Genomic DNA, 13,811 nt, shown 5'->3' with positions numbered 1-13,811 from the left:
CCGGGCGGAGCCGGTCCCCGCGCTCCTACCGACCAGCCGCGCGCACCCGCTCCACCAGGGCGGGCAGCGCCTCGCCGATGGGGGCGCGGACCACGGCTCCGGCGAAGTCGTCGTAGGGCGTGGGCTCGGCGTTGACGACGACCAGGCTGGCCCGCGCCATCATGGCCACGTCGCACAGTCCCGCCACCGGGTGGACCGTCAGCGACGTGCCCACGGCCAGGAACACGTCGCACTCGCGGGCCGCCCGGCTGGCCGCGTCGACGACCTCCGCGTCGAGCCGCTGCCCGAAGGAGATGGTGTCCGACTTCTGGATTCCCCCGCACTCCAGGCAGCGGGGGTCGGACTCCTCGTCCAGGCGCGCCAGCACCGCCTCGCTCGGTGTGCGCAGCCCGCACGCCATGCACACCACCCACAGCATGGTGCCGTGCACCTCGATGACCGCGTCCTCGGACACCCCGCCCCGCTGGTGCAGGCCGTCGATGTTCTGGGTGACCAGCGCCCGCAGCCGCCCGGTGGCCTCCAGCCCGGCCAGGGCGCGGTGCGCGGCGTTGGGCCGGGCGCGCCACACCGGGTGGGTGCGGCGCTGGGCCCACACCCGGCGGCGCACGTCCACGTCACCCATGTAGATGTCGATGTCCGACAGGGCCTGCGCGTCCGGATCGGTGGTCCACACCCCGTGCGGACCGCGGAAGTCGGGGATGCCGGAGTCGGTGGACACGCCCGCCCCGGTGAGCACCGTGACGCGCTCGGCGGACTCCAGGAGGTCGGCGGCCCGTTCGAACTCCCCGGGGTCGGAGAGGGGCGCTGAGTCGGTGGTCGTCGAGGCCATACCCCCCATTCTTACGCGGCCGGGGGACCGTTCGCCCCACCGCGTCCGCCACCGCGTCCGCCGCTCCGCCCTGTGCTCCCTCCATCACTCCGCCGCCCCGCCCGACGCCGGAACGGTGCGCGTCCCCGGTCCCACCCGGGGCGTAACCTCGGAGGGACAGGAGGGGCACGGAGGCCACATCCCCTACCGATGCACACGAGGTGGGCAAAGGGTGCAAAAATCGACACCGTCATGAAGCAGCCGTCCTACATCCTCGTGGTCAACGGGACCAAGGTCGAGCGCCCGGTGTTCGTCCTGGGCGCTCCCCACTCGGGAGTCGCCGAGATCGCCCGTGCCCTGTCGCGCGTGCCGGGACTGCACCTCGGCGCGGGCTCGTCGGGCGTGCTCAACGCCGTCTACGCCGTGGCCAGGCGCCCCTCCCTCGCCCTGGAGAAGGTCGCCGGGACCGCGAGCCTGCTGCGCGAGGCCTACGCCGAGGCCTGGCAGCTCACGCCCCTGACCTGCCCGCGCTGCCCGGGGCCGTGGGCGCGCGTGCCCGCCAACGCCGCCGCCGAGCCGTGCGAGCACAGCGCGGAGGTGCGCCGCTACGGCGACGCCAGCCCCGACCTGCTGTTCTGCGCCGCCGCCCTGCACGCGGCCTTCCCCGACGCCCTGTTCGTCCAGGTCATCCGGGACGGCCGCGACGTCATCGCGGACATGATGGAGGACGAGCGCTCGCTGGCCTGGCTCAAACCGAGCTTCATGAAGCTCGACCACGAGTTCCCCAACCACTTCTTCGGCCTGGAGGAGGAGTCGGACCTGTCCGCGTTCACGGAGGGCTCCACCGCCGCCAAGTGCGCGATGCGCTGGCGCGGGGCGATCCGCATGTCTGCGCTGCTGCGCCGCTCCATCGGCGCCGAGCAGCTGCTGACCCTGCGCTACGAGGACGTGCACGGCGGCGAGGTGGACACGGCCGAACGGCTGCGGGGGTTCACCGGGGCGCGGGTGTCGGCCTCGGAGCTGCTGACCGCGGAGTCCTGGGGCGTGGGGTCGTGGCGTGAGCGCCTGACGCGCGACCAGTACGGCGACGTGCGCGAGGTGGCGGGCACGGAGCTGTCCCGGCTCGGCTACACCTGAGCCCCGCGGCCTCGCCGTGATCTTGTACTCGTAGCGCGTCTCGACGGTCGAACCTCGCTACAAGTACAAGATCAACGCAGGTCAGAACCCTTGCGTCACACCGGCAGCGGTTCCGGCCGGCCCATGAGCGGTTTTCCCTGAACCCGGTTCCCTCAGTCCGCGCCGTGCACGGTCATCAGGGCGTCCGCCGCGGCGCGGGCGGTGCGCGCGGCGTCGGCGACCCCGGTGACGTTGCGGGCCACCACCGCGCCCTCGTGCAGCATGGCCAGCGCGTCGCCGAGCGCGCCCGGCTCCCCGGCCCCCGACCGCTCGGCGAGGTCGGCGTAGAGGCCGCGCAGCCACCGCTTCTGCTCCTCGGCGACGGCGCGGCCCGGGTGCTCGGGATCGGAGAGCTCGGCGTAGGCGTTGACCATGGCGCAGCCGCGCGGGTTCTCCTCGCCCATCCAGTCGTCCAGGGCGTCGAACGTGGCGGCCACCAGCTCCCGCGGGGTCCGGGCGCGCTCCAGGTAGCCGTCCAGGTACGCGCGCCAGCGGGCGTCGCGGGCGCGCAGGTACTGGACGACGAGCTGCTGCTTGGAGCCGAACCGGTCGTAGATGGTCTTCTTGGTCACCCCCGCCCGCTCGGCGACCAGCTCCATGCCCACGGTGTTGATCCCGCGGGTGTAGAACAGCTCGGTCGCCACGTCCAGGACGCGGCGCGCGGCCGGGGTCAGCGGTGTCGTCGCGGTGCCGGGCACGGTGTCCCTCCCTCTGTCGCGTCCCCCGCCGCCGGAGGACGTCTCGTTCGGACTACATTGTGAGTATACCGACCGGTGTGTTTACCTGCCCGCATGGAACACACCAAGACACGCCCCTCCCGTTCCGCACCGCCGCTCCTGCTCGCCGCCGGACTGGTGGTGATGTGGAGCTCCGGCTTCGTCGGCGCGGAACTGGGCACCCAGCACGCACCCGCGACCACCCTGCTGGCCTGGCGTTTCCTGGTCGTGGCGGCCCTGCTGGCGGGATGGTGGCTGTGGCGCCGCCAGCGGATGCCACGGCGGGACCTGGCGGCGCACGCCGTGCTGGGCCTGCTGGCCCAGTCCGGCTACCTGTACGGGGTGTTCGCCGCCGCGCAGGCGGGCGTGGCCGCCGGGACGAGCGCCCTGGTGGCCGCCCTCCAACCCCTGGTGGCGACCGCCCTGGCCGTCCCGCTGCTGGGCGAGCGGGTGCGGCCGCGCCAGCTGGCGGGCCTCGCGCTGGGACTGGCCGGGGTCGGCCTGGTGGTGGGCGCGGACCTGTTCCGGCCGGGCGCCGCTCCGTGGTGGGGCTACCTGCTGCCATTCGGGGCGATGCTGTCCCTGGTGGCCGCCACCCTGCTGGAGCGCCGCACGCGCCCCGGGGGCTCGGTGGCGCAGGCCCTGGCGGTGCAGTGCGCGGTGAGCGCCGTGCTGTTCACGGGGCTGGCCGCGGCCACCGGGACCCTGGCCCCGCCCGCCGATCCCGGGTTCTGGGCGGCGGTGGTGTGGGTGGTGGTGCTGTCCACCCTGGGCGGCTACGGCCTGTACTGGGCCGTGCTTTCCCGCACGGGCGTGGCCCGGGTGTCGGCCCTGCTCTACCTGACCCCGCCCACCACGCTGGTGTGGTCGTGGCTGATGTTCGGCGACCCCGTGGGTCCGGGCGCCCTGGCGGGGATGGCGGTGTGCGCGGTGGCCGTGGTGCTCGTGGGCACCGGGGGAACCGCGAGCGGAGCCGACCGGACGGAGGCGGCGGCTGCGGGCGCTCCCGGCCGGGAACCGGAACAGCGGGACGGGACCGCCACGGGCGCTGCTCCCGGACCGGGAGCGGACCGCTCCCGTCCGCGGAGACGGTGACCCCGGGCTGTCCGGCCTCCTCGGCCGGTCTCCAGACCTGCTCGGCGCGCACGGGTCCGCTTCCGGCCGCCTCGGGGACCACGGCGGTGCGTACCACCTCCACCGGGGCGCCGGGGTCCGGGAGGCCGACCACCCCCGGCACCGTCATCGGCGGTCCTCTCCCTGCCCGTGCCGCGCCCGCCGCCCGTCCCGGACGGCCCCTTTCGGAATCCGCCGGACGTGCGGCTACGATGAGCGCATGTCGATCACTGTGCTGCTCTCCGCCCTCGCCCTCGTCGCCGTGCTGGGGGTGGTCGCCGCCATCTTCGTCGGCGGTGCCGTCTACGTCGGCCGCATGCGCCGCAACGGCACCGAAGCCGTCCTGGCCGGGGCCCGCAGGCACCGGGAGCTGCGCGACTAGGAGGGGTCCGCCCGCACGCCCCGGCGGACCGCGGGAAGGTTCAGACGCCGTCGAAGTCGTCGGGGTCGGGGCCGAACCTGCTGTCGGTGTTGAGGCCGCTGATCCGGTCCATCTCCTCGCGGGAGAGCTCGAAGTCGAAGACCTGGAAGTTGGAGCGGATGCGCTCGGGGGTCACCGACTTGGGGATCACCGCGTTGCCGAGCTGGATGTGCCAACGCAGCAGCACCTGCGCGGGCGTGCGCCCGTGCTCCTCGGCGACCGCGACGACGGTCGGGTGGTTGAGCAGCTTGCCCTGTCCCAGGGGGCTCCACGCCTCGGTGACGATGCCGTGCTTGGCGTCGAAGGAGCGCATGTCCGCCTGCGTGAGCAGGGGGTGCAGCTCGATCTGGTTGACCATGGGCGTGATCCCGCCCTCCTCCATGACCCGCTCCAGGTGCGGGCGCTGGAAGTTGGACACGCCGATGGCGCGGACGCGGCCCTCGGCGTAGAGGCGCTCCAGCGCCTTCCAGGTCGGCACGTACAGGTTCTTGCGGGGCATCGGCCAGTGCACGAGGTACAGGTCGACGGTGTCCAGGTTCAGGCGTCCCAGGCTGGCCTCGAAGGCGCGCAGGGTGGCGTCGTAGCCCTGGTCGGGGTTGGCCAGCTTGGTCGTGACGAACAGTTCGCCGCGCTCCAGGCCCGAGCGGCGCAGCGCCTCGCCGACCCCCTCCTCGTTGCCGTAGGCGGCCGCGGTGTCGATGCTGCGGTAGCCCGTCTCCAACGCGGTGGAGACGGCCGCCACGACCTCCTCCTGGGGCACCCGCCACACGCCGAAGCCCAGCTGCGGAATGCGCAGACCATTACCCAGAGTGAGTTCTGGAACGGTCATCTGCTGCATCTGTCTCATCCCCCGTCAGCGCCGAACGGTCTGCCTTGTTCTTCCAGCGTGCGGTCTTCCCCGTACCGCAGTCGCATACTCCCACGTCCGGGCGGGTCGCGGTCCCCGATGCGCCGTGGTTGTGCGGGCTTTTTACCGTTCACGCCCGGTGACCGCCACCACGGAGGGACATCCCGGACACAGGGGGCGCCGCGCGGGCGGAGAGGATCCCGGCGAGGGCGGCGCGGCGTCCCGCGCCGCGTCCCCTCGGCCTCCTCCGCCCCGGCGGAACCTCCCACGCGTCACTGTGCTCCCTCCTTTCCCCATACCCGCTGGGGCCGGCCTGCCCACGCGTCCTTCGCCCCCCCGGGGCTGAGGCGCTGCCGGTAGGCTTCCCTGGCCGTTCTGGAGGTGGGGCGATGGGACACGAACAGCGTGCCCGGGTCGGTGCCGAACTGGCACGGGAGCGGGCCGGGCTGGTCGAGCGCATCGTCGCCGAGGTGCACGCCGAGGTCCCGGCCTACCGCGCGCTGCACGGGTCCCAGCTCGCGGAGGTGCGGGCGATCACCGGGTGGCTGATGGGCCGCTCACTGGAACTGTGGGCGGCCGGGGCGACGCGGCTGCCGCCGGAGGACGTGGAGCGGCTGCGGGGCATCGGCCGCTCTCGCGCGGCCGACGGGCGCTCGATCGGCGCGGTGGTGCGCGCGCACCGGGTGGGCTCGGCGGCGGCGGTGCGCCTGGTCGCCGAACTCGCGGCCGACCGGCTCGACGCCACCGACGTGTTCGCTCTGGGCGAACTGTGGCTGACCTCGATCGACCAGATCTCCGAGAGCCTGTCCGCGGGCCACGCCGAGGCCGCGCGCCGCCTGGACGCCGACCTGGAGCGGGCCCGCCGGGCCTTCCTGGACGACCTGCTGATCGGTCGGCAGGCCTCGCGCGGGGCCATCCGCGACCGGGCGCGGACCCTGGGCATCGCCCCACCCGACCCGGCGGTGCTGGTGGTGGCCGAGGCCGACGGCGGCCCCTCCGACGGGGCGCCGCCGCGGGCGGCCGCGCTCACCGCCGGGATGGAGCTGTTGGGCCTGGTGGAACCGGTGGGCGCCGACCCGCTGGTGACCACGCGCTCGGGGCGGGTGGTGCTGCTGCTCTCCCCCGACGACGCTGACCGGGTGGCCGCCGTGCTCGGCGGGCGTCCCTGGCGCGGGTGCGTGCTGGAGCCGCGCGCGCTGACCGACATGTCGGCCGCCTACCGGCTGGCCGACGACGCACTGGAGACCGCGCCCCCGCACGCCTTCGACTCCCGGGGGCTGCTCGGGGTCTCCGACGCGTGCGTGCTGGCACTGCTCAACGGCGGCCCGGTCACCCCGGCCGCGGTCCGCCGCACCGTGCTGGGGCCGCTGCTGGCCGAGGGCAACGCCCACCTGCTGGAGACGCTGCGGGCCTACCTGCGCGAGGGCGCGGCGACCACGGCCGCGGAGGCGCTGCACGTGCACGCCCAGACGCTGCGCTACCGGCTGCGCCGGGTGCGGGAGCTGACCGGGCACGACCCGCACCGGCCCTGGCAGCGGTTCGTGCTGGAGACCGCCTGCGCCGTCGCCCCCTGAGCCGTTCCCCACGGACGGGCTCAGGACGCCGCGGACGGCCCGTCCCCCTCCGGTGACACCTGGAGGACCTGGTCGCGGTAGTCCTGGAAGGACTCCCATCCGCCGCCGTCCTCGCGCAGGAAGTCGCCCGTCGAGCAGTCGACGGCGCGGCAGCCGAGCACCTCGGCCATCCGGAGGATGGCGGGCACGGCGTCGCCGCCGCGGACGTGGAGCATCACGCTCCTGACCGGGTCGCCGGTGCCGATGTTGAGCTCCATCGCCCACCCCTGTTCCTCGTCCTGGAGGTAGCCCCAGGCCGGATCGGACAGGTCCGCCGCGGGGAAGGCCCCGCGCAGCGTCGCCAGGAGCCGTGACAGAGGCGCGATGGACCTGGTCTCCGGGCCCTCGGGGATGTCGTCGACGGACTCCGCGTCCGCGGGCGCCGGCGTCAACAGCACGTCCCAGCTCATGGGGCTCCTCTCTCACGGGGATGTTCCGGTCGGACACTAGCGGCCGCCTCGGACGGTCCCGGTACGCCGCGGCCCGGCGCACCGCCCGGGGATCGGATGACCCCTCCGACCGGTGAAAGCACGGGAAACTTACCCGCGGTTGGCGCGAGGTTAGGGCCCCGGGAGCGGTGGGTAGCCGAGACTGGCAGACGGAGTGCGCCACTGCGTGTGCGCTCCCCGCGACACGAGTCACACCGACTGGAGGGGGACCAGAGTGACGACCGCAGACCGCAAGGCCGGAGCGCCCAAGCCCAGGAGCAGCCAACCCTGGCTGCACCAGAGCGGCGAGGAGATCCAGGAGTTCGGGACGGTCCGCCAGTTCCCGGTCGGGCTGTCCTACGACACCCGGATGTACTCGTGCCAGCGGCTCAACCAGGTGCTGTGCGACACGCGCATCCTGCACGACCTGTACAAGAAGCACCACTGGCTCATGCGCGGTCACACCTTCTACCAGCTGCACCTGCTGATGGACAAGCACGCCGACGAGCAGACCGCGCTGATCGACAACCTGGCCGAGCGCGTGCAGACCCTGGGCGGTGTGGCGGTCGGCGACCCCCGGCACGTCGCGGAGATCACCAGCATCCCGCGCCCGCCCGACGGCGTCGAGGAGGTGCCCGCGATGCTCTCCCGCCTGCTGGAGGCGCACGAGGCGATCCTGGAGGACTGCCACGACGCCGCCGCGCGCACGCAGGAGCTGGGGGACGACGGCACGAACGACCTGCTGGTGTCGGACGTGATCCGCACCAACGAGCTCCAGGCCTGGTTCGTGGCCGAGCACCTGGTGGACACCCCGCTGGTGCGCACCTAGGGCGGAACGCACGTGACGAGGGGTCCGGCGGTCGCGCCGGGCCCCTCGGCGTGTCCGGGGGCCGGGCTGACAGCCTCCGCTGTAGCGGGGGGAGCATCCGACCGGTTCTGCCGGTCCCACCGGTCCCGTGATCGGCTCCTCTCCGGCTCGTACGTGTTCCGGGTGTCCATAACCCGGGGTAACCGCTTCATCGATTCGACGGGACCTTGTCCCCTTTCCTCCAGGCATGGGCGCGTGGTGTGCGGCGGTCCGCGGGCACGACCGCGCGGCACGGACCCCGCTCCGCCGGTTGCGGAGACCATGGCGGTGTCGGCGCCGCTCACACGGTTCTGCCCCCTGTCGGCACACAACGCCCTGGCAGAAGGGGCGCACCCGAACTTGGCCAGCGGCCTGTCCGGGCAGGCGCCCCCGGCACCACAGGAAGAGGCCCATGCCCTACTCCAAGGAATGCGTGTTCGGGGAGATCACCGCGATCTTCTCCACCGGTGAGACCTCCCGCCCCAGCGCGGACTACTACTGTCTGACCGGCAGCATCGACCCCAAGGCGACCACCACGTGGATCAGGTCCACCACCCCCTCCAGCGGGGCGGTCCGACCGGCCGAGGAATGGCGCAAGCTCGCCGGGTGCCACCGGGCGGTCCCTCCCGCCGGCTACCGCACCTTCTCCGACGCGCCCGGTTCCGCGTGGCGCTGGCCCCATCCCGTGCACAAGGAGCAGATCGCCTGCGTCAGGGAGAAGATCGACGGAGTCGCGTACGCGGTGCCCGGCGACAAGTACTTCGCCGACGTGAACCACGGGGAGTACAAGATGCTGCGCACCAAGCGGCCCCGGCAGACCCTGGAGAAGGACAGTGTCCTGATCGCCCCCGACCCCGGGTTCTGGGCCTACGGCAAGGTCCTCATGCTGGGCGGCGAGGAGGACGGCGCGATGTTCGGGGAGGACCCGGGCGTGGTCTACGTGCTCAACCTGCCCGTCCCCGTCACCAGGGGCGGGGACCTGGTCCGCCCCACGATCACCGACCCCGACGACATTCCCGACGAGCAGAACGCGGTCATCGACCGCGAGGTCGTCGTCCCGTGCCTGGCGGTCGACGACCGCACCAGGTCCCGGTCCTGGGTCATCGAGAACTCGCCCACCTACACCCTGCGCCGCCGCCGCTCCTACACGCTGGTGGCCGCACTGGACCTGCGCGGCAGCAGCAAGGACGGCCACATGGGGCAGACCGTCTCCTGGGGTGTCACCGACACCCAGACCCAGACCTACAGCAAGAGCGTCGGCGTCACGGTGGGCTTCGAGGCCGGTGTGGCGGTGGAGGGCGTCGGCGTCAAGGTCAGCGGGTCGGTGACCACGACCCTGGGCTACTCGCACTCCTTCGCCAACTCCGAGATGCACCAGCAGTCGGTGGAGGTGGACGGGGACGCCGCGGCGGGCTACGTCACGGCCATGTACGCCGAGAAGCACGTGGTCTACGTGGTGCGCAACGACCCCGAGCACACCTTCTGCTCCGACGACGAGAAGAACGTGGTGGCCTTCAACGCGGGAATGCGCTACGCCGTCGTGGACAACAGCGGCAAACTCTCCCAGACCCCTGAGCGCGCGGGCGGGTTCGATCCGTCCATGCTGTCCCCGGACAGGCACCGCGCGGACCAGGGGTCCGACGGCCGGATCCGCTCGTTCGGCCACGGCGCGGACACCGCCGAGGTGCCCGCGCCCGACCAGCTGACCGGTCCGCACGCCCCCGAATGCGTACCAGCTCCCCGGAGCCCGCAGAGGACCGGACAGGAGATGACCACGGACACACCGGTCTCCTAGGGGCCGCGGAGGGGCGGGGTCGTCCACGGGGTCCGGGCGCGGTCCGCGCGTCCGGAGGGTGCCCGGGGCCGCCCCGCCCCCGCGTCCCAGGAAGCACGACGAGAGGTTGCACCTGTGGGGACGAGCGGCCACGTCGCCGAAACGACGCGCGGACCCGTGCTCGAACGCGGAGCGGGGTCCGCGCACGGGGTTGACGGGGCGCGGCCGCATCGGAGACAGTTCTGCAAACGGTCGCAGGGACGTCCCCGCCCCTGAGGAAAGCGCTTACCACATGAGAGGGGCCTCTCCCATGGTCCGCCGCAGCTCCCCCGCTCCCTCCGGCGCAGCGCACGCGGGCGAGGCCTCCCGCCCCGACCGCCCCTCCCCCGGAGCGGAGGGCCGGGTGATCACCGTGGCCGCCGACGGCTCCGGCGACCACACCGGCGTCCAGGCCGCGGTCGACGCCGTGCCCGCGGGCGGCGCAGAACGCGTCACCATCCGCGTCGGGGCGGGCCTCTACCGCGAGCCGGTGGTGATCCCCGCGGACAAGCCCGGCATCACCCTGCTCGGCGCGACCGGCGACCCGCGCGACGTGGTCCTCACCCACGACCGCGCGGCGGGCACCCCCAAGCCCGGCGGGGGCGTCCACGGCACGTCCGGAAGCGCCAGCGTCGTCATCTCCGGAGACGGCGCGCACGTTCGCGACCTGACCTTCGCGAACTCCTGGCTGCGCGAGGAGCACCCCGGAGTCACCGCCACCCAGGCGGTCGCGGTGCGCGCCACCGGGGACCGGCTGGTCTTCGACAACGTGCGCTTCCTGGGCCACCAGGACACGCTGTACGCGGACTCTCCGGACGAGGACACCCCCTCGCGGCAGTACTACCGCGGCTGCTACGTCGAGGGCGACGTGGACTTCGTCTTCGGCCGGGGCACGGCCGTGTTCGACGCGTGCGAGTTCCACTCCCTGGATCGGGGCAGCGACACCGACAACGGCTACGTGACCGCGCCGAGCACCCGGCCCGGCCGGGAGTTCGGCTTCCTGATCACCCGCAGCCGATTCACCAGCGAAGCCCCCGCCGGGACCGTCTACCTGGGCCGACCGTGGGTGCCCAGTTCGCACCCGGACGCCGAGCCGCGGGTGCTGGTCCGCGACTCCTGGATGGGCCGCCACTTCCGCGAGGAGGGATGGATCGCGATGGCCTCCGGCCACGACTGGCGGCGGTTCCGGATGCGCGAGTACCGTAACTCCGGCCCCGGCGCGCTGGTCACCGGGGACCGTCCGCAGATGGACCCGGCCGAGGCCGCCGGGCACACCGCCGAGGCCTACCTGGCCGGGGACGACGGGTGGAACCCGGTGCTCAGGACGCGGTGACGCCCCAGCGCTGGCGGATGGAGCGGTCGGCCCAGTTGAAGAACACGTCGATGAGGATGCCCACGCACAACACGATGAGGACGTAGGCCAACAGGCCCTCGGAGTCGTTGAACTGGCGGGCCTGGCTCAGCGCCCAGCCGAGGGAGTTCTGCTGGTTGATGATGACCAGCAGCTCGCCCGCCATGAGCGAGCGCCAGGCGAAGGCCCACCCCTGTTTGAGGCCGGTGACGAACATCGGCAGGGCGGCCGGGACGATCAGCAGCGTGTAGTGCTGCACGCCGCGCAGCCCCATGGCCTGGCCCGCCCGCAGCAACTGCGGGGACACGTAGTCGATCCCCGAGGTCAGGCCGCCCGCGATGGAGGGCGCCGCGCCCAGGATGATCACGAACATGATGGCCGACTCGCTGATGCCGTAGAGCAGCATCGCGAAGGGGAACCAGACGATGGAGGGCATGGTCTGGAGGCCCGTGATGAGGGAGCCGATCGCCACGCGCAGCGGCGCGAAGCGCGACACGGCCAGCCCCAGGGTCACGCCCACGGCCAGCGCAAGCGCGAAGCCGACGAGGGCGCGCCGCAGGGTGACCCCGAGGGCCTCCCAGAACTCGCCGGAGGAGAGTTCGGCGAACAGGCGCGGCAGCACCTGGTCGGGGCCGGGCAGCACGTAGACCGGCCGCCACCCGCTCCACACCACGGCCTGCCAGGCCACGAGCACGATGGCCACGGCCGCCAGCTTGGGCCAGGTGACCGCCCACATCCTGGCCGCCACCCGCGCGGCGGCGGGGCGGTCGGACTGCTTCCGGGGCCCCATCTCCAGGGCGTCCAGCCCCTGGACGTGGCGGTCCTGCGTGCTCGGGTCAGCCGGCATGGCGCGACACCTCCGCCCGCAGCCGGTCGGTGATCCGGGCCGCCTGGGAGGCGATCCGGGCGGAGTCGATCCGGCGGGGCCGCTCGCCCTCCACCGTGAACTCCTCGATGACGCGACCGGGGCGGCTGGAGAGCAGGATGACCCGGTCGCCCAGGCGCACGGCCTCGCGCACGTTGTGCGTGACGAAGACGACGGTCAGCGACCTCTCCCGCCAGATGCGTTCGAGCTCGTCGTGGAGGATGTCGCGGGTCATGGCGTCCAGGGCGCCGAAGGGCTCGTCCATGAGCAGCACGTCGGCGTCCTGGGCCAGGGCGCGGGCCAGGGCGACGCGCTGGCGCATGCCGCCGGAGAGCTGGTGGGGGCGCTTGCGGGCGAAGCCGCCCAGGCGCACCAGGTCGAGCAGTTCGGCCACGCGCTCCCGGCGCCGGGCCCTGGGCACCCCGTTGACCCGCATGGGGATCTCGATGTTGCCGCCGATGGTGAGCCAGGGGAACAGGGAGGCCTCCTGGAACATCATGGCCACGCGGTGCCCGCCCGTGTCCACGGTTCCGGTGGTGGGCCGGGCCAGTCCCGCCACGAGTGAGAGCAGGGTGCTCTTGCCGCAACCGGAGGCGCCCACGATCGCGACGAACTCCCGCTCCCGCACGGAGACGGACATGCCGTCGATGGCGGTGACGGCGCCGGAGCCCTCCCCGAAGACCTTGGAGATGCGGTCGATCTCGATGGCGGAGGCGCGTGCGGTGCCCACGCTCTCGGTCGTGACTGTCACTGTTCCTCCTGGAGTCCGGCGACCTCGTCCCGTCCGTCCTCGCGCAGGAGGCCGTTGAGCGGGTCGAGGGCGTAGATGCCGTTCAGGTCGACCGGGTCGAGCAGGCCGAGGGCCTCGGCGTGCTCGGCCCCGGCGGCCAGGGACGGTGCGATCGGGTCGACGGTGAAGGTCATGTTGGCGAAGGCCGCGGCGACGACCTCGGGGTCGGACCGGCTGCCGGTGAGGTCGCCCAGGTGGGCGGCGGCGACCCCCTGAGCGTCCTCGGGGTGGGCGTTGATCCAGTCGACGGTGTCGATGTGGCCGCGCAGGAGGCGCTCGACCGCCTCCGGTCGGGCTTCGAGGAAGTCGGCGTTGACGATGACGTTGGTGGTGACGAAGTCGCCGCCGGTCCCGGCCCACTGCTCGGCCTCGTCGAGCAGGAGTTCGCCCCCGGCGTCGACGACCAGTCGGCTCAGGTGCGGCTCGGGGAGCCAGGCGCCGTCGACCTCGCCGAGCGCGAAGGCGTTGACGGTCTCGGCGTTGGTCTGGGGCAGGATCGACAGGTCGCCGCCGCCCTCGGTGTCGACGCTCCACCCCTGTTCGCGGGCGAACCAGCGCAGCGCCACGTCCTGGGTGTTGCCCAGCTGGGGTGTGGCCAGGGTGGTGCCGGTCAGCTCGTCGACGTCGTCGATGCCGGGGCGCACGACCAGGCCCGCGCCGCCGGAGGTCGACCCGGCGATGACGCGCAGGGCGGCGCCCTCGGACTGCGCCCAGCCGTTGACGGTGGGGCTGGGGCCGACGAAGGCGGCGTCGACCTCGCCGGAGAAGACGGCGTTGATCGCGTCGGGGCCCGCGTTGAAGGTCTGGGTGATGAGGGGGACGTCCTCGCCCAGGGCCTCCTGGAGGATGCCGTTCTCCACGCCCACCAGCGCCGGGGCGTGGGTGAGGTTGGGGAAGTAGCCCAGGGTGAGCCCGGGGTCGCCCGCGCCGCCCGGGGCCCCGCACGCGGCGGCGGCCGCGGCGAGGGCCAGAGCCGCGGCGGCGGTGCGGAGCGGGGACGTACGCGGGGACATCGGGATCCTT

The 13,811-nt window shown here is 73.3% G+C and carries 14 protein-coding genes; 7 read left to right on the top strand and 7 right to left on the bottom strand.

The window, feature by feature from the left end; genetic code table 11:
- Positions 1 to 25 precede the first annotated feature (25 nt).
- Positions 26 to 829, bottom strand: coding sequence for an SIR2 family NAD-dependent protein deacylase (locus tag FYW99_RS19810; protein ID WP_150253517.1), 804 nt, complete (start codon positions 827 to 829; stop codon positions 26 to 28).
- A 231-nt stretch (positions 830 to 1,060) separates the two neighbouring features.
- Between FYW99_RS19810 and FYW99_RS19805 the strand changes: the two genes are divergently transcribed.
- Positions 1,061 to 1,945 carry a sulfotransferase family protein gene (locus FYW99_RS19805; RefSeq protein WP_150253516.1) on the top strand — a complete coding sequence of 295 codons (885 nt, stop codon included), beginning with the start codon at positions 1,061 to 1,063 and terminating at the stop codon, positions 1,943 to 1,945.
- A 152-nt stretch (positions 1,946 to 2,097) separates the two neighbouring features.
- Here FYW99_RS19805 and FYW99_RS19800 read toward each other — a convergent pair whose 3' ends face one another.
- Positions 2,098 to 2,682: a TetR/AcrR family transcriptional regulator gene (locus FYW99_RS19800; RefSeq protein WP_150253515.1), complete on the bottom strand. Its 585-nt coding sequence runs from the start codon at positions 2,680 to 2,682 to the stop codon at positions 2,098 to 2,100.
- 93 nt (positions 2,683 to 2,775) lie between these two features.
- Here FYW99_RS19800 and FYW99_RS19795 point away from each other — a divergent pair, with 93 nt between their 5' ends.
- Both FYW99_RS19795 and FYW99_RS31870 read left to right on the top strand, forming a co-directional pair.
- Positions 2,776 to 3,795, top strand: a complete 1,020-nt coding sequence (locus FYW99_RS19795) for a DMT family transporter (protein WP_150253514.1) — start codon at positions 2,776 to 2,778, stop codon at positions 3,793 to 3,795.
- 238 nt (positions 3,796 to 4,033) lie between these two features.
- Complete coding sequence (locus FYW99_RS31870; protein ID WP_190394732.1) at positions 4,034 to 4,195, top strand: hypothetical protein; 162 nt, start codon at positions 4,034 to 4,036, stop codon at positions 4,193 to 4,195.
- A 40-nt stretch (positions 4,196 to 4,235) separates the two neighbouring features.
- On the opposite strand, the gene FYW99_RS19785 is transcribed toward FYW99_RS31870, so the two are convergent.
- A complete protein-coding gene (locus tag FYW99_RS19785; protein WP_150253583.1) occupies positions 4,236 to 5,063 on the bottom strand; it encodes an aldo/keto reductase in 828 nt (275 codons plus the stop codon).
- Between the two features lie 407 nt (positions 5,064 to 5,470).
- Here FYW99_RS19785 and FYW99_RS19780 point away from each other — a divergent pair, with 407 nt between their 5' ends.
- On the top strand, positions 5,471 to 6,655 hold the full coding sequence (locus tag FYW99_RS19780; RefSeq protein ID WP_150253513.1) for a PucR family transcriptional regulator: 1,185 nt from the start codon (positions 5,471 to 5,473) through the stop codon (positions 6,653 to 6,655).
- Between the two features lie 20 nt (positions 6,656 to 6,675).
- Here FYW99_RS19780 and FYW99_RS19775 read toward each other — a convergent pair whose 3' ends face one another.
- Positions 6,676 to 7,104: a hypothetical protein gene (locus FYW99_RS19775; RefSeq protein ID WP_150253512.1), complete on the bottom strand. Its 429-nt coding sequence runs from the start codon at positions 7,102 to 7,104 to the stop codon at positions 6,676 to 6,678.
- Between the two features lie 253 nt (positions 7,105 to 7,357).
- Here FYW99_RS19775 and FYW99_RS19770 point away from each other — a divergent pair, with 253 nt between their 5' ends.
- The 3 genes from FYW99_RS19770 (at position 7,358) to FYW99_RS19760 (ending at position 11,115) form a co-directional block, all read left to right on the top strand.
- Positions 7,358 to 7,951 (top strand): Dps family protein, encoded by a 594-nt coding sequence (locus tag FYW99_RS19770; RefSeq protein WP_150253511.1) that lies wholly within the window; start codon positions 7,358 to 7,360, stop codon positions 7,949 to 7,951.
- A 430-nt stretch (positions 7,952 to 8,381) separates the two neighbouring features.
- Positions 8,382 to 9,764 (top strand): hypothetical protein, encoded by a 1,383-nt coding sequence (locus FYW99_RS19765; protein WP_190394731.1) that lies wholly within the window; start codon positions 8,382 to 8,384, stop codon positions 9,762 to 9,764.
- 271 nt (positions 9,765 to 10,035) lie between these two features.
- Positions 10,036 to 11,115, top strand: coding sequence for a pectinesterase family protein (locus FYW99_RS19760; protein WP_223839254.1), 1,080 nt, complete (start codon positions 10,036 to 10,038; stop codon positions 11,113 to 11,115).
- On the opposite strand, the gene FYW99_RS19755 is transcribed toward FYW99_RS19760, so the two are convergent.
- From FYW99_RS19755 to FYW99_RS19745, 3 genes are read right to left on the bottom strand one after another with little or no spacing between them, the layout of a single operon-like run.
- Positions 11,102 to 11,980, bottom strand: coding sequence for an ABC transporter permease (locus FYW99_RS19755; RefSeq protein ID WP_150253509.1), 879 nt, complete (start codon positions 11,978 to 11,980; stop codon positions 11,102 to 11,104). The genes FYW99_RS19760 and FYW99_RS19755 overlap by 14 nt on opposite strands.
- Complete coding sequence (locus FYW99_RS19750) at positions 11,970 to 12,749, bottom strand: ABC transporter ATP-binding protein (RefSeq protein WP_190394730.1); 780 nt, start codon at positions 12,747 to 12,749, stop codon at positions 11,970 to 11,972. Before FYW99_RS19750 ends, FYW99_RS19755 begins: the two co-directional genes overlap by 11 nt.
- Entirely contained in the window at positions 12,746 to 13,801 is a 1,056-nt protein-coding gene (locus FYW99_RS19745; RefSeq protein ID WP_150253508.1) for an ABC transporter substrate-binding protein, read from the bottom strand. Before FYW99_RS19745 ends, FYW99_RS19750 begins: the two co-directional genes overlap by 4 nt.
- Positions 13,802 to 13,811: the final 10 nt, after the last annotated feature.

It is taken from the genome of Nocardiopsis deserti, from assembly GCF_008638355.1.
Taxonomy (GTDB): Bacteria; Actinomycetota; Actinomycetes; order Streptosporangiales; family Streptosporangiaceae; genus Nocardiopsis; species Nocardiopsis alborubida.
The sequence above is the reverse complement of the archived record's forward strand: the minus strand, read 5'-3'. Positions and strand labels throughout refer to the sequence as shown.